Source organism: Alishewanella longhuensis (assembly GCF_014653435.1).
GTDB classification, from domain to species: domain Bacteria; phylum Pseudomonadota; class Gammaproteobacteria; order Enterobacterales; family Alteromonadaceae; genus Alishewanella; species Alishewanella longhuensis.
This window is the reverse complement of record NZ_BNAO01000001.1, coordinates 405931-429399: the sequence shown is the minus strand read 5'-3', so window position 1 is coordinate 429399 and position 23469 is coordinate 405931. Positions and strand designations below refer to the sequence as shown.

17 protein-coding genes are annotated in these 23469 nt (G+C 49.2%); 11 read left to right on the top strand and 6 right to left on the bottom strand.

All coding sequences use genetic code 11. The features are described from left to right. Window positions 1-19 precede the first annotated feature (19 nt). The 7 genes from IE163_RS01780 to IE163_RS01750 all read left to right on the top strand — a co-directional run bounded on the left by IE163_RS01780 (window position 20) and on the right by IE163_RS01750 (window position 10756). Window positions 20-2221, top strand: a complete 2202-nt coding sequence (locus IE163_RS01780) for a S41 family peptidase (RefSeq protein WP_189429515.1) — start codon at window positions 20-22, stop codon at window positions 2219-2221. Between the two features lie 109 nt (window positions 2222-2330). Next, a complete protein-coding gene (locus IE163_RS01775) occupies window positions 2331-2951 on the top strand; it encodes a YigZ family protein (protein ID WP_189429512.1) in 621 nt (206 codons plus the stop codon). Window positions 2952-3073: 122 nt separating this feature from the next. Next, a complete protein-coding gene (locus IE163_RS01770; RefSeq protein WP_189429510.1) occupies window positions 3074-4228 on the top strand; it encodes a DUF418 domain-containing protein in 1155 nt (384 codons plus the stop codon). Window positions 4229-4363: 135 nt separating this feature from the next. Continuing rightward, window positions 4364-8029 (top strand): ATP-binding protein, encoded by a 3666-nt coding sequence (locus IE163_RS01765; RefSeq protein WP_189429508.1) that lies wholly within the window; start codon window positions 4364-4366, stop codon window positions 8027-8029. After that, complete coding sequence (locus tag IE163_RS01760; protein WP_189429506.1) at window positions 8029-8649, top strand: condensin complex protein MksE; 621 nt, start codon at window positions 8029-8031, stop codon at window positions 8647-8649. Before IE163_RS01765 ends, IE163_RS01760 begins: the two co-directional genes overlap by 1 nt. After that, the gene (locus IE163_RS01755; RefSeq protein WP_189429504.1) at window positions 8649-9890 is read left to right on the top strand and encodes a hypothetical protein; all 1242 of its coding nucleotides are present in this window, start codon (window positions 8649-8651) and stop codon (window positions 9888-9890) included. The genes IE163_RS01760 and IE163_RS01755 overlap by 1 nt, the downstream gene beginning before the upstream one ends. Then, on the top strand, window positions 9890-10756 hold the full coding sequence (locus IE163_RS01750) for a DUF7281 domain-containing protein (RefSeq protein ID WP_189429501.1): 867 nt from the start codon (window positions 9890-9892) through the stop codon (window positions 10754-10756). The genes IE163_RS01755 and IE163_RS01750 overlap by 1 nt, the downstream gene beginning before the upstream one ends. A 53-nt stretch (window positions 10757-10809) precedes the next feature. On the opposite strand, the gene IE163_RS01745 is transcribed toward IE163_RS01750, so the two are convergent. Next, on the bottom strand, window positions 10810-12135 hold the full coding sequence (locus IE163_RS01745; protein ID WP_189429498.1) for a HipA domain-containing protein: 1326 nt from the start codon (window positions 12133-12135) through the stop codon (window positions 10810-10812). Beyond that, a complete protein-coding gene (locus IE163_RS01740; RefSeq protein ID WP_189429496.1) occupies window positions 12122-12391 on the bottom strand; it encodes a helix-turn-helix domain-containing protein in 270 nt (89 codons plus the stop codon). The genes IE163_RS01745 and IE163_RS01740 overlap by 14 nt, the downstream gene beginning before the upstream one ends. A gap of 467 nt (window positions 12392-12858) precedes the next feature. Here IE163_RS01740 and IE163_RS01735 point away from each other — a divergent pair, with 467 nt between their 5' ends. After that, window positions 12859-14148, top strand: coding sequence for an NAD(P)/FAD-dependent oxidoreductase (locus IE163_RS01735; RefSeq protein ID WP_189429494.1), 1290 nt, complete (start codon window positions 12859-12861; stop codon window positions 14146-14148). A 69-nt stretch (window positions 14149-14217) separates the two neighbouring features. On the opposite strand, the gene IE163_RS01730 is transcribed toward IE163_RS01735, so the two are convergent. After that, window positions 14218-14892 carry a hypothetical protein gene (locus IE163_RS01730; protein WP_189429492.1) on the bottom strand — a complete coding sequence of 225 codons (675 nt, stop codon included), beginning with the start codon at window positions 14890-14892 and terminating at the stop codon, window positions 14218-14220. A 193-nt stretch (window positions 14893-15085) separates the two neighbouring features. On the opposite strand from IE163_RS01730, the gene IE163_RS01725 reads away from it, so the two are divergent. Further along, window positions 15086-16237: a helix-turn-helix transcriptional regulator gene (locus IE163_RS01725; RefSeq protein WP_189429490.1), complete on the top strand. Its 1152-nt coding sequence runs from the start codon at window positions 15086-15088 to the stop codon at window positions 16235-16237. A 93-nt stretch (window positions 16238-16330) separates the two neighbouring features. Here the strand turns inward: IE163_RS01725 and IE163_RS01720 are convergent, their stop codons facing one another. Genes IE163_RS01720 through IE163_RS01710 form a run of 3 tightly spaced genes read right to left on the bottom strand, consistent with a single transcriptional unit; the run spans window position 16331 to window position 21410 of the window. After that, entirely contained in the window at window positions 16331-17332 is a 1002-nt protein-coding gene (locus IE163_RS01720) for a tetratricopeptide repeat protein (RefSeq protein WP_189429488.1), read from the bottom strand. Window positions 17333-17353: 21 nt separating this feature from the next. Continuing rightward, window positions 17354-20554, bottom strand: coding sequence for a M1 family aminopeptidase (locus IE163_RS01715; RefSeq protein ID WP_189429486.1), 3201 nt, complete (start codon window positions 20552-20554; stop codon window positions 17354-17356). Continuing rightward, entirely contained in the window at window positions 20541-21410 is an 870-nt protein-coding gene (locus IE163_RS01710) for an ABC transporter ATP-binding protein (protein WP_189429484.1), read from the bottom strand. Before IE163_RS01710 ends, IE163_RS01715 begins: the two co-directional genes overlap by 14 nt. Before the next feature lie 218 nt (window positions 21411-21628). On the opposite strand from IE163_RS01710, the gene IE163_RS01705 reads away from it, so the two are divergent. Both IE163_RS01705 and IE163_RS17715 read left to right on the top strand, forming a co-directional pair. Beyond that, entirely contained in the window at window positions 21629-23155 is a 1527-nt protein-coding gene (locus IE163_RS01705) for a sensor histidine kinase (protein WP_189429482.1), read from the top strand. Beyond that, window positions 23149-23469, top strand: a 321-nt coding sequence (locus IE163_RS17715; protein ID WP_229833395.1) for a LytR/AlgR family response regulator transcription factor, incomplete at its 3' end; no start/stop codon positions are given. The genes IE163_RS01705 and IE163_RS17715, both read left to right, overlap by 7 nt.

The following is a 23469-nucleotide window of genomic DNA, read 5'->3' as shown; positions in this document are numbered from 1 at the left end:
TTGCTAAAGGGGATACCCCATGACAGGATTTGTTATTCGTCTGCTGCTAATCGCATCGCTGTTATTTGTTTCAGAAGTTGTTACGGCAAAAGCGTCCTCATTAAATCTTGATTTCTCACAGACCACCGAGCAAATGCCAACAGGCTGGTATATTGAAGGCTCTGAACAAGGTGTTATTAACACTGCGCACCCTTTGAAAACCGGTCAAAGCCTGCGTTTAAGCCGCACTGCCGATACATCAGCGAACTATACCTTTGCTATGCAGGGCATGCCATTTGACTTTGTCGGAAAAACGCTCACGTTGAGCGGCTGGATTAAAACAGACCAGGTTAGTGCTGATGGTGGTGCCAGGCTCTGGATCCGATTGGATGGTGGTGAAAGCATGTTGGCAATCAATAACATGCAAGACAAACTCATTACCGGCAGCCAAGCATGGCAACAGGTTGAACTGCCCATCGATGTTTCATCTAGTGTTGACCGTATAGCTTTCGGTGCTATGTTAGATGGTACCGGTGAAGCTTATTTTGCTGACTTAAGCCTAACACTGGATGGTGTGCCTCTTGAAAAAGCCCCCAGACGTACCTTTTTTGCCAATGAACTCCACCAATTTGAGCAAGATTCGGGCATTCGAATCAGCCAGCTTTCCACTACACAACAACAGCATCTGGCGATACTAGCTAAGGTATGGGGCTTTGTTAAGTATTACCACCCTGAGTCTGCCAAGGGCAATATCAGTATGGATGCGGAGCTGTTCCGGCTCATTCCTAAGTTGTTGTCTGCATCTAATACCGAGAGAGACCAACTACTGGTTACATGGATCAGTCAACTTGGTAAGCTAACACCCTGTACTAAGTGTAAACAAAGCAACGGGGCTGCTTTGGTACACCCCGCACAATTTTGGCTTAGTTGGGGACTATCGGGCGAACTAAACGAGCAGCTGGCTAATATTTTTGCCGCAGAGCTCCCCACCTTACACTATTGGGTTAAGCCCGCGCCAGGCGTGGGTAATCCGATATTCAATGAAAAACCGTACTTAGGCATAAGCGCTGAGGATTCGGGGTTTAGATTACTGGCCTTATTTAGATTATGGAATATTATTCACTATTACTCGCCCTATCGTGATTTAGCAGAGCAACCTTGGGAGCAAGTTTTGCTAGATGCCATTCCCACAGTCGTTTTAGCTAAGTCGGAGCTGGATTATCAATTGGCATTAGCAAAAGTGGTTTATGCGATACATGATACGCATAGCCAATTCGGTGCCGCAGATCTTAGTCTGTTACGGCAATATATCGGAAATAATATTGCACCAGTTGATGTGCGCTTTGTCGAGCAACAAGCCGTGGTTTACAAAGTTTATCAGGAAGATTTACCTATTAAAGTCGGCGATATAATCACGCAGATTGACAACAAAGCCATCAGCGAAAGATTAGAGTATCTGCGGCCACTTGCTGCTGCATCCAACGAGCCAACCCGCCTGCGAAATTGGGCCAGGTGGTTACTCCGTGCCAACAGCGAACAATTAACTGTGCAAGTACAGCGTGACAAACAAGCTATACAACTCCAACTGCCTTTAGTTGCTTTAAATGCGATTGAGCGTCAACGTTATTATCATGAGCATGGTTCTACCGCTTATCAGCGAATTACGCCAGATATCGGTTATATCCGTTTAGATAAAATTGCTGGAGTAAATCTTGATAAAATGATGCGGCAATTCTCTGATACTAAGGGATTAATTATTGATATTCGTAACTATCCGTCGCAGTTTGTGGTCTTTAGTTTAAGTGAATATCTCTATCCACGACCTTATGCTTTTGCACGCTTTACCAAAATGCACCCGAGTAATCCTGGCCAGTTCAATTGGAACGCACCCGTTAGTGTTGGTAAGGTAAACCCCAGATACTATAACGGTAAAATAGCTATTCTGATCAACGAACAAACACAAAGCCAGGCGGAATATACCACTATGGCGTTTCGCGGTGCGCCTAAAGCCAAAGTTATTGGCAGCACCACGGCAGGTGCCGACGGTAATGTTTCAGAGATTCTGTTGCCTGGTGGCAATTCCACTGTGTTATCTGGCATCGGCGTTTTTTACCCAGACAAAACTCCTACGCAACGTATTGGCATAGTACCCGATATAGAAGTGTTACCAACAATTGCGGGCATCAAGGCAGGTAAAGACGAGGTATTGGACAGAGCCATTAAGTATATTGAGACAAATTAGATAGCTTGAGTTTAGTTATTATCGAACAAAACCGGTAGCTTTGCGCAGCTGCCGGTTTTTTATGTTTATAATACCTGCCTATTTCTCAATAAAGCTTGAATGATCACCGATGAGCTCCTATACAGTACTAGCCGCCTCGGTAGCACATAGCCTTACGGAAAAAAACAGTGAGTTTTTAACCTTTTTGCAGCCGGTGACGGACCGCGAGCAGGCGATGCAATGGGTGCAGCATTATCGTGAGCGCTATAAAGATGCCGCCCATGTTTGCTGGGCCTATATTATTGGCAATACCCGGCAACCGCAAACTCAAGCCTTTAGCGACGATGGCGAGCCAAACGGTACCGCCGGTAAGCCTATGCTACATGTGTTAACTGAGCGAGAGCTGGGCAATAGCCTGGCCGTAGTGGTGCGCTATTTTGGTGGTATTAAACTTGGTGCAGGCGGCTTGGTACGGGCTTATTCGGCTGCAGTATCACAAGCCAGTCAGTTGGCCACCCTTGTTACGCTAAGCCCCAAAGTGCAGCTTAGTATCAACACCGACTTTGCCTTTGAGGCCCGCATCCGCCAACTACTGGCGCAATATGGCGGCGAACTGCTAAGCGCAGACTATCAGCAAACTGTGTTGCTAAAGCTGTTACTGCCAGCTGAAAGCAGTGATACCTTTACCCAGCAATTGCAAAACATCAGTGCCGGCGCTATCCAGATTACCGCGCCGGAAAACACGGCTTAATCACACTACCCTTTTATGCAATTCCCCACACAACACCTTGTTTAAGCCATTGTGATTTATCAACACCATGCTATTGTGGATACCTAAAAGAAACATTATTTAAACATTTATCAGGAGTTAACATGCAACGGATGCAACAATTGGATATGATCCGCGGCCTGGCAGTATTAGCGTTATTACTAATGAATATCTTCGCCTTTGCCTTCCCACCCGATTATGCCCACAGTCTGCAATGGACAGAAATTGCGCCAAGCAGCACCGACACCTTGCTTTACAATATTCAAACGCTCTTTATTAAAGGTCGTTTTATCAGCCTGTTTAGTATCTTATTTGGTGTGGGCTTATATTTAATCGCAGAAAAGTACGGTGCCGACTATCTCAAGCGCCGCCTATATTGGCTGCTGCTATTAGGGCTAATTCACGGCTGGCTAATTTGGTTTGGTGATGTTTTGCTTTGGTATGCATTAACTGGGCTTTTTTTGTTGAAACGCGGTTATTTTCAGCTTACTGCTGCTGAGCTTTGGCGCAAGGCCATCCGCTTTTTCTGCATTGGTATGATTTTCCCTACTTTAATCAGCTTAATGTATTTATTCTCTGCTGTTGCTAGAGAAGTGGAGCTTGCTAACGCTGAGATGGTAGCGCAACAGATCGCCATTTGGACTGGATCTTACTTACCGCAAGTCATAGAAAATCTTCAGTTAAGTGCATTTATGGCGCTAGCTTTTGTTTTGGGTATTTTATGGTATACCTCGGCGCTCATGCTGCTAGGTATTGCGCTTTATAAAACCCATTGGTTTGAGCTAGGTTATAACACTAAGCAAATCGCCTTGCTGTTTTGCGGTAGCTTACTCTTAAGCGGCACTGTCATCTGGTTAGATAGCATAAGTCACTATATGCTAACGCTTAGTGGCATACTGCCTTGGGCTTATATCGCTGAGGTGATGATGGCATTAAGCTTTGCCAGTCTGTTGATTAAATTCCGGCACTCACCCGGGCTACAGCAATGTCTAGCACCCTGTGGCCGCTTAGCGTTGACCCTTTACTTAAGCCAAACGCTAGTAATGGTGCTGCTATTCCGAGTCATCAAGCCAGACTGGTTCGCGACTTTAGATAGATTGCAGTTGCTAAGCATAGCCATAATGATGATTGGCGCCCAATTGCTGTTTAGTCAACTCTACACGCGCTATTTCCAGCAAGGTCCGATGGAATGGTTGTGGCGGCGGTTAAGTAAACGCCCAGAGCCCGATCAGGCGAAGGCGCTCCATTCTAATCAATAAACTGCATTACTAACCAATACTGCCAGTTGCACCTACCACATTTGCAACTGGCATTTTCAGCCATTCCATGGATAATAAGCCGCAGAAAATAGAAGATAGCGGTGCTGCCTCTTAGCGCCGCCGACAGGATGCGCTATGTCTCAATTACTCCGTATTGTGCTTATCCATACCCACCTGCCGGGTGTGGTCGAATTACAGCTGGATCAGCATACCAATATTTGTGGTACCAATGCCTCGGGCAAAACCACGTTACAACGTTTAGTGCCCGTATTTTATGGCGAGCAGCCCAACCGCGTAGTGCCGAAAACACGTAAGAAATTCGATGAGTTTTATCTGCCGTTTTCCAACAGCTACCTCATTTACGAATATCAACGCGAAGGCGGTGATGTCTGTCAGGTCGTATTAACGCGCAAAAGCGAAGGTGGCGTGGATTATCGCTTTGTGGCGGCGCCTTATCAAAGCGATTTTTACTTAACGCAAAGTAGTGAAGGCGTAAAAGCCCTAAGCTATAGCGATTGGGCCGCTGCGATGCGCGCCCGCCCCGATGTGCAAGTGTCAGCCAAAGTCAGTGCCACCAGCGAATACCGCAGTATTATTCAAAACGATGCCGCCGCCCTGCGTGGCAATAATGCCGATAGCGTCAAACTACGCCGCTTAGCCGCGACCTTTAGTTTAGTCAGCAGCGGCCATAAACTACGGCATATTGAAAAACTGGTCAGTGCCGTCCATGCCAAAGAAGGCAAAATGGACACGCTAAAAGCCATGCTGGCCGCCATTTTTGAAGAAGATGGCGTTACCTTGCCCACCACTAAAGTGAAAAACACCAAAGCGCGAGAGTGGATCCAGCAAATGCGCCAATCGATGCGCTTGGACAAACTGCAGCAGGATTTTGAACGCTTAAAGCAATTAGCCCTGCAATTAGATGGCGCCGAAGCGCAATTGGCCGCCTTACTACCCTTGCTGCAACAAGACGAAAGCAGTCAAAAGCTGAAAAAAGCCGATGCCGAACAACAGGTAAACACCCTGCGCGGCCAATTATTGGCGTTAAAAGAGCAGTATAACGCCCAGCAATTAGAGCAAAATGGCAAACTCAGTAAAGCCGAAGCCGATTTACACGAAACCAGCGCGCGCTTAGATCAACTGCAGCAACGCTTTGACGACTATGACGCCAAAGATATGCCGAAACTGCAGCGCGATACCGATGCCTTGCCACTGTGGCGTGAAACCTTGCAGGAAGTGTTGGAACAGTACCAACTGATGGTAGAGCAACATGGCGATTTAGAGCGTCAGCTAGAGCAGCGCAAAGCCAAACTGGCCGAAGCCTTTAACCGCTTAAGCGAGCAACACCGCGCCAAAGCACGGCAATTACAGCAACAAAAAGACGCCACCCGCGAGCAGCAAGACGGCAAACTAGCGTTATTAGAACAAGCCTTTCAAAGCCGCCTACAGCAAGCGCAACAACAGTTTGCCGAGCAGCTAACCCAATTAAGCAGCGCTATTGCGGTATTGCAAAGTCAGCTCACCAGCTCGCCACTAACCGAAGTAGAACACGATGAGCTGCGTGCGGCAGAGCTACGCTTAGAGCAAGCGCAGCAACAAGCGCAGCAACAAGCACGGCAGCTGCAACAATTGCAGCAGCAGTATCAACAAGCGCGGCAAGCGCGCGAGCAAGCCGACCAACAGTTAGAGCAAAGCCGTAAAGCCTTGCACAGTGCCGAGCAACAGTTACAGCAGTTACATCGCCAGCTAACGCCCGAGCAAGGTAGCCTGCGTCACTATTTGCGCCTGCACTACAATGGCTGGGAGCAAAAGCTGGGTAAGGTGCTAGACGAGCGGTTACTAGAGCGGCAGGATTTACAGCCTCAGCTTTTAGATCTGACCAACAGTGTCTATGGTTTAACGCTAGAGCTTAGCGCCATTGATACACCGGACTATGCGCAAGATGAAGCAGCGATCCGCCATCGTATTCATGCTGCCGAGCAACAATCACAGCAAGCAACAACCAACAAAGCCCAGGCAGAAAAGCTGTTAAAAGAACGTTTTGAACAAGCCGAGCTAATTCGGGCGCAAGTAGAACAAGCTGAGTGGCAATTTACCCAGTCGGAGCAAAATATTGAGTATGCCCGCGATGCCCGCAACCGCTTACAGGCGCAGCAGCGCGAGCTAATTAAACAGCGCCAGAGCAGTGTGCGCAGTGAACTCAGTAGCCAGCAACAGCAGCTGGACAAGCTCAAACAGCAGCAACAGCAAGACTTGCAGGCGTTAAAAGACGATCACAATAACCAAAAAATGGAGCTGAAAACCGACTGGCAGGCCGAGCTACAGGTATTTGATGAGCAAATTGATGAGTTAGAACGCCAGTTAGAACACAAACGCGAAGACAATAAAAACCAAATTAAAGAGCTGCAGCAAGCCTTTAACGAAGAGCTATCAGCCAAAGGCATTGATCCACGGCGCTTAACCGAGTTAAAACAGAAGCAAGATCAGTTAAAAACCGAGATTAAAGCCACCGAAAACCGCCAAGACGAACTAACGGCCTGGCAGAAGTTTATCTCGCTGGATTGGCAACAACTGCGGCCACAATTGCTGGCACAAGAAACCGAGCTGAAACAACAGCAACGCAGCATTAAGCAGGCGCTGGAGCAATTAAAAACCGATTACAGCAACCAGCAGAAAAAGCTGGAAGAACAAAAACGTCAGCAACAAGAGCTAATGACCCAAGCCGAGCAATTGCTGCTGCAATTAAAACCGGTGCTCGCCAAGCTGTTGGAGCTACATCTGGCCAGCGTTACCCCCGCGACCTTGCAAAGCTCGGCCGATAGCATTGAACGGCTATCCCGCGCCAATGAAGCCTTAGAGCAACGCAGCAAACTGGACAGCGCCTTAAAACTGGCGTTAGAGCAATTTGAAAGCGTGCTGAGTAAAGATGCCGGCCCGGAGTTTTTAGATCGCTTAGAGCACGAAAAACGCAAGTTGCCAGACTACGCCGGTAAACGCCAGCAATTGCCGATTCTGCAAAACCTGCTGGAGATCCTAAAAGGCCAGCAGCAACAATTACTGGAAATGGGTGAAAATATCGGTGGCGATCTGAAGAAATTCTTCACCGTATTTAGTGATATTAACCGCCGTATTGCGCTGCAAAGCCGCCGCTTAAGCGAAGCCGTAGCCGACGATTTAGTGCTGGAAGGCATTAGCCGCTCGGAAGTACGCATCTTATCTACCATTGATGAGCTGGGTTTCTGGCAACCACTCAAACATTTTGCCAAGCTGTATGATGATTGGGGCGCCTCGGGTAAAGCCCTACCCTCAGAGCAATACCTGAATGCACTGGCCGATGTGGTCGATTTATTGCGCGCCGATGAGCAATACACTATTGAATCGCTGCTGCGCTTAGAGCTGCATCTAAGTGAAGGTGGCTCCGAGCTGGTGATTAAAAACGATCGGCAATTGCTGGAATCGTCCAGCCACGGTATGGCTTACCTGATTTTATGTAAGTACTTACTGGCCTTTACCCGCTTACTGCGTGGCGAAGCCAAAGTCACCATTCACTGGCCCATCGATGAAATTGGTACGCTCGCCTATCACAACGTCGAAAAGCTATTTACGGCCTGTAGCAGCAATAATATTGTGATTGTCGGTGCCTTCCCGAACCCAGAGTCAGATGTATTAATGCTGTTCCAGCATCGCTATTTAATTGAGCCCAGCCAGCAAGATCCTACCAAGCGCCAGCTCAAACGCATTCAACCTAAAGTCAGTCGCTTAGCCGAGCGCTTAGCCCAGAAACAGCAGGAGGCAAGCTGATGTTACAACACGGACCTTTACTCGAGCGCCTGCTGGCCGGTGATTTTATTTGTAAGATTACCGAAGAAGATGCCTATCGGCATTTAAGTTTGGAGCAAACCCAGCAGGATATTAACCATTATCTGCGGCCGCTGAATCGGCGGTTAGTCAGCAATGATGATCACAGTGTGTACTTTTTGGGTTATCACGAACTGAACAAAGACGCGCGGGAGCAGTTAAGCAGCCAGTTTGCCCTAACAGTACAATCCTTATTGCCCTTGCTGGAATGGTTGCAACTGGTGCAAGAAACCATGGGCCGCGATAGCGCCTTAACCGCTGGCGATACCATTAAACTGCAAGAATTTGTGCTACGCACTGAAGATAACCAAAGCTTGCGCCAGCGCTTAAGCCAACTCGCTAGCGATCGCTTTTTTAACAGCCAAAGCGAGCAGCTCGATAGCCAGGTTAAGCAAATTTTCCGGCGCTTAAAAGAGCATGGTTATTTGCTGCAACCCCATGCTGAGCGCCAATACTATATTGTGACCGGTAAAATTGATTATTTAATTGATGTGATTCGCTTTATCCGCGACGAGGAGCATCTGCCGGTTGACGACACCCCCACGCAGGAGGCGCTGCTCTGATGGCGCCGTTAGACACTGCCACCGCCTCTAACCTCTTTACCATAGGCGCAGAACGCTTAGCCTTATTGGGTAAGCATCATAAGCAGTTGATGCAGGGGTACTTAGATGGCTTTATTGATGAAAGTGCCTTTAGCGAAGGGGCGCTAAAAAAGTTAATTGCCGCCCGGATTTTATGGCGGCCAGATGAACAGCAGCCACTGGCACTGCGGCCGTTAGTCAGCGAGCTGATTGCCAGTATGGTGGCCGATGAAAACCGCCGGCAGATTAACGCTGACGTGGCCGAAAAGCTGGAGCAAATTCGTAACCGGGTCCAAGCCTATCGCGATGCCCAGTATAAGGGCGATTACAGCGTGGCCGAATTGCAGCTGCAACGCCTGACCGAACATGTGCATGATTTAAGCGGCCAGTTTGAAGAGGCCATCGACAGCCTATGGCACCGGCTGAACAGCGACTTTGGCTTTGTCAGCAGCCTGGATGATAAAATTCGGGAAAACGAACGGGCGCAAAAGCAATTACGCCGCTTGCTAGATGGCTTGGATTTACTCGACTTTACCGAGTTAATTGAGCTATCTGAAGGTAATAACCATTTACGCAAACTGTTGGTAAGTCAGCTGCAAAGCCAGCTAAGCTCGCATCACAGTAGTTTATTAGAGGTGCAAAAACGGCTGGTTGAGCTATTAGCTAAATTCCGCCAGCAGCAATCCCGCTCTCTGTTAATTGCCAATATGGCAGCGTTTTTGCGCCAGCACCCGAAATACCAACCGGCAGATTACCCGAATCGCAGTGAGGTGCCAGAGCTCTTTAATCAGTCTGCCGCCATTAAACCGCACGCCGCCATCGCCCTGGATAAAGCCAGCGAGCGCCAGGTATTAGCCGAACTGGTGCGGTCACTACCGCGCCCTGCAGCCGTAACCTTGTTAGACACGCAAAGCGCCAACTTTAGTGCCTTACTGCAGGATGAGGAAATAGCTGCGCGGCAACAGGCCCTAAAAACCGATGTGGAGAATTTCTACCTGCGGGTGATTGATCAAGGCGGTAAACTCAGTGCGCTAAGCTATCTGGAGCAGCAGGCACTGGAATGGGATAGCGAAATCTGGCTCTATCAGATTATCGCCGAATACCAAGCCTTGCCGGTTGACGAAAAGCAAATGTTTGCCATTCTGCGCGAAGAAGCGCCAGCCAGTGATTTTAATAGCTTGCTGCTGATACGCGATATTAGTATTGGTTTACAGGCGGCCTAATGCATTACCCGCCGCTCACTGCGCAGGCGCTACGCTACTTGCAGCAACTGCAACAGCGGCTTAATGCCAGTGGCAGCGAGCGGGTAAAAACGCATACTAAATCTGTGCAGGACGTGCTGCGCTGGTGCACAGAACATGAGTTAGTGCCCGCTAACAGCCTGCAATTACCACAATTTAGTTTTGATCTGCCGCTGCTAAAAGCCATTGCCGCCACACAGCGGCAATTACAACAGGCCTGTTTTCAGGATGAGATTCAGCAACAGAGCCGCTTAGATAATGCCCTTGTTCACCAGCAAGAGCTAAAAAGCCTTGGCCCAAGCCCGCGCCAGCATAGGGTGTTAGTTAAGCTTAATAACCCCATTCAATCCACTGCCTTACCAACCATTACCTTTACGGATATCGATTGGCAACAGTTACCCCTTAGCAACTATGATGCTTTATTAGTAGTAGAAAACCTGGACTGTTTTTATCAGCTTGAACGCTTTAACCTGGCACTGCTGTACCAGCAGCCGCTGATTATTTATCGTGGCGACAAGTTATATAGCAAAGGTTGTAAAGCCCTGAAAACATTCTGCTTTCAGCAGAACAAACCCATTTTGTACTTTGGCGACTTTGATGCCAAAGGCGTCAGTATCGCCTTAAACGAAGACTACAGCGCCATACTGTTGCCAGAACTGACAACACTGCAACAACAAGCCAGCACCGCCATGCTACCAAACACGCAGCTGAGCTTTATTGCAGGGATTTCGGAGCACACGGTCGCTGCCGCGTTTTTACCCTACCAACAATTGCTGTGCCAGCAACTCGTAGGGCTAAGACAGCAAAATATGCAGAGTATGCGGCTTAAGCCCATTTCAATTCGCTAATCTGCTGTTCTTATTCTGTGTATCGACTTTGCCACTGCAGGTAGCGCTCTGCTCTAAAAAGCTGACCGTAAAACAGCGTTAAACTGGCGGCTTTGTTGTAGAAAGTAGTCACAGCGTTGCAAAGTGAGCTGGGTTAAGTTTTTTATATGAGCTTGCTGTTCGGCAGTAAGTTGGTCTGTACTAAAATCCAGCCGGTTGGCCAGATTTTGGCAGCGTATAGCCAGTGAATCCAGACGACGCTTAATCAGAGCCGGTTTGAGGCCAACCTCGTCTGCAAATGTCAGTAAGTCGTACGCAGTGATAGTATTGATATCGAAGTTGTCGCCAACTGCCATTGCCAAATCAGTGTTAAGTTGACGGTGTTGTTGCGCTTCATGCAGTATGGAAACTAAATCATAAAAGGGGCTAAGGCTAATGCCGTTGCGGCCAACAAAAAAGCTGATGTTTTTACCGTGAGCATCACTGTTGCCAATAATCAGATTAAACAGTAACCAGTCGAGCATTTTTTGGATAGTTAGCAATGGCACTGCAGTAAGGCGGGCAAATGAAATGAGCTTACTCAGGCTTACGCCATCTCTGATATTGGCAACGTCGCGATCATCGCCAAACTGGCGTTCGTACTTATACTCAGGAGGCAAATCTAATGCCTGGCAAGCGTCAATCATATGGTGTTTGCTGATGCCATGTTCAGAACGTTTGCGGTCAAATCGGGTAACCAGCAGAGCATGGTGACCACCAAAATGCCTTTGTTGTACTTCGGCTACATCAATGCCAACTGCTGCAGCCAGCCGCATACAAAACAACTCATTCACGACGATACTGCAATAGTTGGCAGCAGAGAATTTTACAATATGTGTGCTGGAGTAGTTGCCGTCGGCCAGCGATAGCTGCTGGTTTTCATCAACATATACGTTTAGCTTGTTTTGCACACCGGCAACGGATAGCCGGAACTTACCGTCCCAGTACACCAGCTGACTCGTGTCCTGGCTGCTAAGGCGCTCAGCCAGTTCTGCGTCCGTAATTGGCCGAAGTTTGCTAACGGCATCTGCAGGCTGGCTGTTATGAAACGATAGAGCGCCGGCGGTTTCAGCCCCAATGGTTTTTAGTATGGCAAACACATGTTCTTTGGATAAGCGTTCGTAACTCAGCAAACTACTTAAAGCATCGCCTTCTGGGAGCAGGTTTTTCAGGAAGTTGATCAAGGTTTCAGATGATACTGTTTGCTGAAAACCTATATGCGGCGAGATGGCAAAGCCTTGCGCTAACCAGCTGGCTGCATAATGAAACTGGCACTTGCCTGGTGAAAGGAATATCAGCTCGCCAACCAGACTAGAATTGGCATAGACGTTTAGTTTGGGCAGGTTATCAGAGCCAGTCATTATTGTCTTCCGCTGCTTTTACCTGTAGCTCTATGCCCCATAACGCCAGCACAGTAAATAAATTCTCAGCTCGAACATTACCCGCACCTTTTTCAATATTTTGATATGTCTGCTTGGATAGCCCAAATAATAGAGCGGCGTCAGCTATAGACACCCCCAAAGTAGTACGTTTGTATCGCACTAACTGACTTAACGAAGCCAACGTTACTGGTTGTTGAATATTCGGTTTATCAGTTGGCATAACCCGTTTCGCCATACATCCACCTCGATAGCTGTCTTAAACATTGTCGCTCTAATCTCTATATTAATCCTAAATAGTTAGGATTAATAGCAGCAACACGCTATACATGACATATAATCCTAAAAAAAAAGGATTATATGTCATGTATAGCAATACCTGCATTAAAGTCCTAAAATAATAGGATTTTAAGCACAATACTAATACTATAGAAAGTAGCTTAACCGCTAACCAAGGGTAGACTGTTGGTTCTTGTGTTGCGATTCAGTTCTAATCACCAAGGGGACTTACAATCGCCACTTGAGCAAACAACCGACCGCTCCCGCCAGCGCACATTTTCCGCTCGAAACACAGCTGCTGTTTTTTAAAAACATAGTGTTACCAACATGAAAAGTTTATTATAAGGCATTAGCTGCTGCCACCTACGCCAATCACAAAGGCCGCCTCAGAAGGAATTATCATGTTTAAAAAAATGGAGTATCACCATGCAAACTATCTTGATTGTTGGAGGCGGCGCCGGCGGACTTGAACTAGCAACCAAGCTGGGGAAAACGCTGGGGAAATCTGGCAAAGCACGGATCACCCTGGTGGATAAGAACACCCGTCATATCTGGAAGCCTTTGCTGCATGAAGTAGCCAGTGGTTCGCTGGATACCGACACCGACGGCGTGATTTACAGTGCCCACGCTGCACGGCATCATTACCACTTCCAGCATGGCGAATTGATTGGCTTAGATGCCGAGCGAAAAACCATCAAGCTAGCGGCCATCTATACCGATGAAGGGGACTTGCTGGTTGCCGAAAGGTCCCTGCCCTACGATACCCTCGTGCTGGCCATTGGCAGTGTCAGCAATGACTTTAACACCCCAGGGGTAAGCCAGCACTGTTATTTTCTGGATTCAGCCCCGCAAGCACTGCGTTTTCACCGCGCTTTAATGAACAACTTTGTCCGCTTCAGCCAACAAAACGATGAGCGGGCGCTCAATATTGCCATTGTCGGCGGCGGTGCTACCGGGGTCGAATTGGCTGCCGAGCTTTACCATGTAGCAGCTCTGGCCAAACGCTACGGTTTATCCGGCATGAGTGCTAAAAAACTCAACATTCACTTGCTGGAAGCTGGCCCTAGTATTTTGCCCGCGCTGCCCAAGCGCATTGCCGATGCGGTGCGTAAAGAACTCAGTTTGCTCGGGGTGCAAGTACGGGAAGACACCAAAGTCAGTGCTGCCAATGCAGAGGGTTTTATCACGGCAGATGGTAAGCTACTCACCGCCGAGATGATGGTCTGGGCGGCAGGAGTGAAAGCACCCGATTTTATCGCCCGACTTGGCATTTTTGAGCTGAACCGCTTGCAGCAAATTCTGGTCACGCCAGAGCTCAAAGCCAAAAAACAGGAAGCCATTTATGTACTGGGTGATTGTTGCGGCTTCCAACAGCAGGATGGCAGTTGGGTGCCTCCGCGCGCACAGTCGGCCCATCAAATGGCCAGTCTGGTGGGACAGAATATTTTGCGGCAACGCCGGCAAAAACCGCTCAAAGCTTTTGTCTACAAAGACCACGGCTCACTGGTCAATTTAAGCCGCTACAGTACCGTCGGTAACCTAATGGGCAACCTGACCGGCAACAGCATGTTTATTGAAGGCAAGCTGGCGCGCTTTGTGTACATGTCGCTATACCGCATGCACCAAATTGCCATTCATGGCTGGTGGAAAGGCATGTTGCTGGTGCTGGTGGAAAAAATGAACCGGGCCGTGCGGCCCAAGTTGAAGCTGCATTAACCATACGGCTTGATTGCGCCTGTGTACTTAGAACACAATGCCACAGGCGCAGCTCAAACTCACTCAAACTTATAGCTCACGCGCCAGTCGCAGTAACGTCACGCCCAGCCAGATAAACCAAATAAACTGCGTTATACCAAAGGCGTCTTTCAGGTATGGCAGGGTATGGAGCACAGTAGCAATACCCAGGCTGCCAACAATAATACCTAAACTATATAACGACTTAGAAAACACATTGTGCTTAAGCCCTGCCATACTTAGCAATAATGCCCAAAGCCCTCCTACTAGTTCGATGCCACCACCCAGCGCATTGGTAAGCAATTGATAGGTGTTATGCAGTGCCAATGCCTGCTCAGTGTTGGTGTCGAGCAAGCGTAATGTCATTTCCATACTTAATAATGCCACCATGCCAGATGCCATCATCAGCACCAGCCAGACATTACCAAAGCGCTCCGCTAAACCGGCAAGAGCAGATTGCGGTTCGGCTATCGCCTGACGTAGCGCCTGTAACAAGATTGCCAGCAGTACCCCAAAGACCAGATAACCAATACCATAACCGATGGCGCCCCACAGATATTGCTGCTGCAAAAAATACTGTAGCCGGCCCAGGCTGTCTAAATCTGGCGGCAGCGTGATCAGGCCAAAGAAAATGACCGCCACACTAATATAGCAAAACGCCATACCGAAGGCGGCCACGCCACCGGCTTGAAGTATTGCTGGACTTGCTATTGTCTTGTCGCGCATAAAATCTCCTCTGCATTTGCTCTTCTGACATTCACTGTTAAGCGCCTCCCACCATTTGCAGGAGACAGCTTATCTAAGGCTATGTAATTAAAACTTTTATGTCGTCCGTGACGATAAGCGCGGACAGCTTTTTGCTGTTACCCACCACAAAAAGGCCGTAAACTGGGACTATGTAAAAATGCAGATTAATAATATGACTGAACTGCTCTTAAGCCTCTTGGCACTGGGTATGCTGTTACTAACACTACAGTTACTGCTGCTACGGGTAGCACAGCAGCGCTTTTTGCTGCCACTGCTTATCGCGCTGGCGAGCATGGCAGTAATTATCAGCGGCCCTGCGGTTTTTCAGCTGTTTCCTGCAGGCATTTTTCTGTATATCGCCGCGTTACCCATCACTTTTTTTGCACTGCCAGTGAGTTTGTACTTATATGCGCAAGCGCTTAGCGCCGTTGAGCCATGGCATTGGCAGTGGCGCTACAGCAAAGGTTATTGGCCACAGCTGATTGCTATTCCCTTGGCATTACTTATTTACACCCTGCCGGAAACTCAGCAGCAGGCATTATTCTTCGCTGACGAAGCCGACTTGCAAGGGCAAGTTTTACTCACTGCTATCGGCTTTTTACTAGCAACCTTATTGTGGCTGGGTTTAAGCCTGTTTTATCTGGTACGTATTACCCTGCTGTTAAAACAGTACAGAGATAAACTGCATCAGGTATTTGCAGCGGATGCCGGGAAAAGCCTGTACTGGCTAAACGGCCTGATGGCGATACTTGTGTTAAGTTGGGGTTATGCGGTGCTGGTGTTATTGATAGAAGACGCGATGGGTTCGCCGTGGTTAAACGAAACTGGGGTGCTGCTATTGGCACTGATCTTGGTGTGGTTGCTGTGTTCCTGTGGCTTAAATCAGCTGCCGGGGTTTACGGAATGTTATAAAGCGCCAAATGAAACCACGCCTTTTGAGACGCCTGTTGCAGCGGCGACAGATAAATATCAACGCTCGGCTTTAGGTGAGGCGCAGGCACAGCGCATTGCCAACAAAGTGCGAACCGCGGTATATGACGAGGCACTCTATCTGGATCCGGCACTCACCTTATACAAACTGGCAGAGCATCTTGGCGTCTCAGCACAGTATTTATCGCAGACGCTAAATCAAACTTTGCAGCAATCCTTCTATGACTATATTAACGAAGCGCGAATTGTCGCAGCAAAACAACAACTGCAGCAAACCGAAGACAGTGTGCTGAGTATTGCTATGGCCGTCGGCTTCAATGCCCGCTCATCTTTCTACAAAGCTTTTAAAAGCAGCACCGGCCTGACGCCCGCAGAGTACAGAGCCCAACGATAAAGGTCATGCAGGACACAATGTTAGCAAAGGCGACGTCTACTCTTGCCAAAGCTGATGAATACCTCAACTATGGCAAGAGGAATTGTATAAGATTTAATTAGTTAACCTTTTCAATTTAGTGCGGATCTCTTTTTGGGTTGAGCCTGTGGTCGTTAACGCTAACGCTTGTTGGTAACTCCTTATAGCAGCGTCTTTATCTGCCATCGCTTTATTAAGCTCGGCATAAAGCATTAAATACTCGACGTATTGCTCATCTTTTACTTTATCTTCGCTGAGCAATAAAGCTAACGCCTCAAGAGCTTGCTGTTTGTCGCCATAATCTTGTAATGCTAGATAGGCAGCAGACAGACAAGCCTCACGCCACTGCGGGAACTGTGCTATCGCCAGCGTTTTTACTTTACAACTAGCCACAAACAATTGCTGAGCTTGAGGTTTTTCGGCAAAGGTCCACAATAAATTTGCCGCACGATTTAACAACACCACATCATCATTAAACTCAGCGCGGATAATAGTGACCGTTTTTTTCGCGTCCGCTGCATTTTGCGTATTCTGCAGGTAATCCATCAATGCCAGGTAGTAACTGCGTTGATCAAGTTGAGCCAGCTTGTCGACAATGGCTTTAGATGCTTGCTTTTTCGTATCAAAAAAGCCACTTTTAATCGCAAGTGCTTTTGCGGCCTCAACCAGATATTGCGGATTTTCAGGTTCTAATTTCGCCGCAATAATATAGTTTTCGTTGGATTTATCCACCAGCCCAAGTTTATTAAAAAGGCTTGACTGCTGTTTTATTTGGTACCAAAGCTTACCGGCAACATAGCGTACTTGCGCGGTGTCGGGATGACGCGCTACCAAGGCTTCCAGTTGCGCTTCTTTGTCTTGTTGATTGGTGGCCACAGCGAGCGCAACTTCAAGAATTTCTATTCGCACATCTTTAGCATCCAAGGTGTTAAGTTTACTGGCAAGCAAACTATATTGTCGGTGATAGTAAGCTTGCTCCAGCTCGCCATAATTAGTTTCTGCGGATGCTGCCTGGGCAATTGCAGTGAAACAGATAGGTAGAGCACAAGCTATTAATCTGGTTATAGTATTTATCATCTTCTTTTCCTTAGATAATATTTAAGGTAACAATAGGGCGTTGTTAGTACCCAGTAATAGCTCTTGTATTAGTTGTTGCTGTGCTGGCTTAACCTGCGCCTGTAGCGCCCGCACAAAATCCATGGAAGTGGCGGGTGTTTTTGGATAAGCGTGCTGTTGCCACAACTGCTGCAGCGCCTGGCTGATGACGGCATCACCCAATTGCTGACGCAAGATGGCAAAAACCAGGGTAGCGCGGGAATAGAGATCATGGCTTGCCGTCGCATCGACCAGAGCTGACAGTGGTTGAGTGCTGCGCCTAACCGCTAACGCGTAGCGCTCTCGCTCATACTCTACCAACGCTTGCATCGCCTTGGTGCCATAGCGTTGCTCTATCAGCACCAGCTCGATATATTTTGCCAGCGACTCAACTAAGAAGGCGCTGTCTGCCAGTACGCCATTACCAATATCGTGGCCAAACCATTGATGTGCGGTTTCATGCACAGCACGCCGATAGCGCTGATCAAAGCCAGCATCTGCTGCAGGTTCAGCACGAAAACCGACCCGATGATTGATCATGATTATCTGTGGCAGGGCGTAGCCGGTTGTGTCCATATCGGGCATCGCCAGCAAACTGAGTTGTGTGCCGCGATAGGGCGCGATATGTTGCGTCATCCAGTCCAGCGTATCTTGCATTGCCTGCATATTCAGCTCAGCTGCAGCATTTATTAACGGGCTGTATAGCGTAAGACGGGTAGTGCCGTGTTGCCGGCTGAGTGTCTCCCCGGTAACCGAATACCATGCCACTGCGTTACGGATGGGCCCGCGGGTTTGGTACTCGGCGTATTGCCGCCCGTGCTGTTGCCATTGCCTTAATAGCTCACCTTGGGCCAGTGGCGTTTGCCCGGCATCGGTCGACACCACCGAGTGCAGGCTGAGCCAATCGTACTGTGCTGTTGCCTGCGGATGAGCGGGCGTGTTGCCGTGCGCTGTCGCAAATAGCTGAGAAGGCTTAGCCAGCTCCAGTGAGGCCAGACCATATTGCTGGCGAAGTTCTGTATCACGCAGCAGGTATTCAGCTTGAAAACCGATAGTAGGTAACAGCGGTATGCCACGCAGATAACTAAAGGAGGGTTTAACCAGTTGTGGTAACACTGCCGGCCAGTGTCTGGGTTGTATAAAGTGTAGTTTACTGTGCATTTGCACTGTGTCGCCGGGTGTCAGTGGCTGGGTTAACGTCAATGTATATTGGCCCAGCTGCTGATCTACCTCAATACTATGTGGCACCGACAGGCGAAGCTCATCAATAGTGGTAGCCGAGTAATTGCCTACCAGCAATTTGCTGACCGGCTCAGCTGTGCGATTTTGCAGTGTGTAATCTAACGAGAAAACTGCCTCGCCCTGCTGTGGATAGATATCCACTTGCGCGACAATATGGCTGATAGTCGGCTGGGCAACGCTGCCCCAACTGGCATAGCGTTGTTCGTAATTGGCCCGCCATTGTTCCCGCAGATCTGAGCTCATAAGTGGCCGTTCGGCGCTGATATTAAGGTGCAAATGCACGCCGCTTATTAACGCCAGTGTCAGCAGTAGGCTGCTGCTCAAATCTAGTCTCCAGCGTTTGGGGTTAGTAAAACTGCCGCTGCGGTGCGACCAAGGTGCCGCCAGCCACAGTAAGCTAATGACCAATAACAACCAGAACACCATAAAGGGCCAGAATACCGACTGGCTTTGCTCAAAGCCCCAGAAAGCATCGGCTGGTTGCAGCGGAGAGCCGGCGATATTCCACATAGTATGGGTTAAGCCTAATTTGCCGCTTAGTGGGGTATATTTCAGTAGCAAGATGCCAACACACCAGACTGCAGCCGTTAGCGGCGAGCGGCAAATGGTATGAAACACGCTAAACAGGGCGCCAAGTAAGGTTAATGACAGCGCGACCTTGCCCAGCACCTCGGGGTAAAGACGGAGGTTAATTTCACTGCTGGCCAGCCATTCTGCCGACAGGCAAGCCAGGGCACTTAGCAGTATAAGTAACAGAATCAGCGCGGTTAATGCCAGCATATTGCCCGCCAGCAGTATGCCAGAGCGCACGGGCGCAGCGGCAATCAGCTCGGCCATGGCGCTATGGCGGTTACGCCAGTTAAGCTGGTAGCTCCAGAACAGGGTTAACAAACAACCAAGAAAGGGCAGCACATCATCGGCAATGCGATTAATTGCATCTAGGCTGGTAGGGCTTAGCACCGCCAGCGGCTCGGCATAGTGAATGCCCGACAGCACTTCGTTGCCCAGCAGTAAAGTCCAGCCCAACAGGATAAATTGGTTTAGCCGCTGTCTTAGCACGCCAAGCAGCGCCATCCGGCATAGCTGCCACAGTTGCAGCGCGCCGACAGCTTTAGGGGTAACCGGGCGATAAGGCTGTTTTTGCACCAGCTTATGGCTACTGTCGTCTGGCAGCGGTTTGACGCTGTGCTGATAGGGTTTTAACCGTAGGCTAAGATAAAACAGCCCGACACTCAGCAGGCAATAAAGGAGTCGATTCAAATAAAAAATGCTGTCGCCGTAAAGTTGCGGCGGATTATGCTGATACAGGGCTAGCAGCGCGGTATTGCCAAATGGGTCTAGCAGACGCATAACATTAAACAGCAGATCGCTGCTAATAGTGCTGCCGGCTAACATGGGAGCGCCGGTCATACTGGCCAATACCAGATACAGTAGCCACACACTGGCAAATATGGCGTACAGCACCACATTGCTGCAGAAACGCTGCGTCAAGCAAGCGGCCAGCATGGCATAAAAGGCACAGGCGGGTAAGGCCATAAAAGCAAAGTCCCACAGGTGTAGCAGCAGAAGTGAGGCCTGAAAACCAAAATGCCGGCACAGCAGATAATAAATGACAGAAAAGCCTATCAGCATTAATCCGGCACAGCATAATGCTAATATAGCAACCCGGGCCAGCAAGCGCTGTGACGGCTTAAGTGGTGTGCTGTGGACCAGCTCCGTCATATCGTGGTTGTGATCGCGCAGCAACACCAAAGGTGCCAGTGCGCCGCACAGCAACGGTAGGTAGCACATCAGTAGGGTCATCTGTAACGCTTGCAGTCGTTTGTCGGCAAGGGTGTCCATGCCAGTAACACCGGTAGCAAAAATATAGGCCGCTATTGGCAGTAGTATTAGCGCCAACCACACCAAAGGTTGGCGTTGCAAATAGCGGCGCTCATTATGCAGCAGTTTAAGCAGCAACATGGTTAACCGCCTTAGCTGTCAGCTCAAAGAAATAGCGATCTTGCAGGGTCGCCGCTACCGGCTCGGCTGCGGCACAGGGCTGTTGTTGGCTTAACAGCCGGTAGGTCGGCGTCCCAAAGCGGTAGCTTTCACTGAGCAGGATACTGCTATCTTCCGGTCGCAGCGGGCTTTGCCAGATCCGACCTTGTAGCGGTGCAAGCAGGCTTGATACTGGGCCGCTTTGCACAATCTGCCCTTGATTGATTAGCGCGACAAAGGGGCACAGATTTTCAATGTCTTCCACGATATGAGTCGATAGCAGGATCAGTTTTTGTTGGCTGAGAGTGACCAGTAAGGCGTGTAAGCGCTCGCGCTCGGCCGGATCCAGCCCAGCGGTGGGTTCATCCATAATCAATAATCGCGGGTTACCCAGCAGAGCCTGAGCAATACCAAAGCGCTGGCGCATACCACCGGAAAAGCTAGCGACCTGTTTTTTTGCCACTGCGCTCAGGTTGGTCAGCTGCAGCAGGGAGTCAATCTGTTGTTGTTGCTCGGCTTTATTATGAATGCCTTTTAATACCGCCATATGCCGCAATAAAGCAATACAGCTCATATGTGGATAAACCCCGAAATACTGGGGTAGGTAACCCAGTTGCTGACGCAGACTATCTGGTTGTTGTAGTACATCCAGATCGGCAAAGTGTATCTGGCCGCTATCGGGTGTTTGTAGTGTAGCCAGAGTGCGCATCAGTGTTGATTTGCCAGCGCCATTAGGGCCCAATAAGCCGACCATACCGGCAGGCAACTGCAGGTTGATATCCTGTAGTGCCCGGGTGCCATCTGCGTAAGTAACTGAAAGTTGGTTGATTGTCAGCATAAGCGGTTCCTGTTTAAAAAATATCCCTCAGGCTAGACCGGGCACCGCTTCGCTACAATCAAGCAATGACAAAGTGACTGATTGCGATGATAAAAGACGCTAATGGCTTAGGGCGTGCAAATTTACTTTGGTCCGTAAAAGCGCTAACTTCGTCATTCACTGGCTGACACCTCAGACACTTTGCGCCATGCTATGCAAAACTCTGGCAGGAAAACACCATGCTTAACCCAGCTTTCGCTAAAGCTAAACTCAGGTTTAACCCCCTAGCCGGCAACCAACTGCCGTTGTTGGCGGCGCTGTTGCTGGAAGCGGCTATCCGGCACTTTTCCTGGCAGAGTCAAAGTACCGCGGAATTTTTACGCATAGTGCTGCAATTGTTGGCAGAAAGCTCGCCGCTGCTGCTGGCGCATTATTTTGCCGCGCGTGTCGCTGCCTGCGCTACCAATCTGCGCAGTCGTTACTGGGCAGGCCTGATTTGGGTCGCGGGTTTTGTGTTGTACCCGCTATGCTTGTTTTGGCTGGCTGAGCAGTGGCAGGCTTACGCTGTTTCGGCATTATTCTCGGTGCAGGGTTGGCTACTGTTACTGCTGGCCAGTAGCGGTTATGGCCTGAGTCGCTGGTTAGCGCAGCGCAATGCCAGTGCGGGTTTTCAACTGATTTCCCGCTTGTTTTCGTTAAATTCGGTGTTGCTGCTGCTGATGAGTGTATGGGCGGTGGTGATGGCGGGTATCTTCGCCTCTACCGACGACCCGGTGCGCAATCAGCCGCTGCAGGCCGTTATTAACAGCCATACGGTTATCGTGAATTTTGAGTATTTCCTAAGCTACCTATGGCAGTTTTTGCTAATGGGCAGCTGTATTTTGCTGATCTGCTGGCTCAACCGTTATCTGCTGATCCGCCAGGTATTGGCGCGCAGTGGCGTGTTTGCTTATATGGCAGGCTGCCTGATCGGCATCATTCTGCTGACGCCGCTGCTGTCTGCTATCGTGTTATGCTTACCGATGAATATCCCGGAATTTACTTTCCTGCCCTCGCAGGATTACAACATTTTTGCCGCGGATAATTTTCGCTTTTGTTTTGTGGTTTTGGCTGTCAGCACGCCGGTTATTCTGGCGTTTGAGCGCCAGCAACAAGAAAATGCGCTGGCTGAAGTGGCACAGCGGCAAAGTCAAACTGAGCTGCAACTGTTACAGCAACAGGTTAATCCGCACTTTTTATTTAATACACTAAATAACTTATATGCCCTGACCCTGGCTGGCTCGGCGCAAGCGCCAACACTGGTGCTACAATTGGCAAACTTACTGCGTTATACCGTGTACGAAGGGCAAAATGCGCGGGTAAGCCTGGCGCAGGAAATGCAGTATTTGCAGGACTTTCTCGCGCTGCAAGCCATTCGCAGCGGTGATAAATGCCAGCTTGACGTTGTCTGGCCAACGCAGCCAGAACAATGGCAGATCGCGCCATTATTGCTCATCACCGTACTGGAAAATGCCGTGAAACATGGCGTGGAGCCAAGCCAGTCGCATTGCAGCATCGCACTAAGCATCAGCGTGGAAAAAGGCTGGCTGCAGATGCGCTGCATTAATAGCGTGCCAGAGGCAACCGGGCAGCGCCCGCCGGGTATCGGGCTGGATAATCTGCGCCGACGGCTTAGTCTGCTGTATAGCGGTAAACACCGTTTTAGTGCACAACCACAAGCGGGTTTATGGTGTGCCGAGTTAACGCTGGAGCTGGAGCCGTGTTAAAGACACTCATCATTGATGATGAGCCACTAGCGCATCAGGTCATTAAACATCATCTGCAAGGCTGCGATGATATTGCCCTGCTGCCTGGCTGCTACAATGCCACTGCAGCGTTACGTTATCTGGCACAGCAACAGGTGGATTTATTACTGCTGGATATTAATATGCCAGCGCTGACGGGCATCGAACTGTTGCGGGTGCTGCACAACAGACCCGCAGTGATTATTATCAGCGCCCACAAAGAGTATGCACTGGAAGGCTTTGAACTGGAGGTAGTGGATTATCTGTTAAAACCCGTCAGTGCCGAGCGGCTGTTT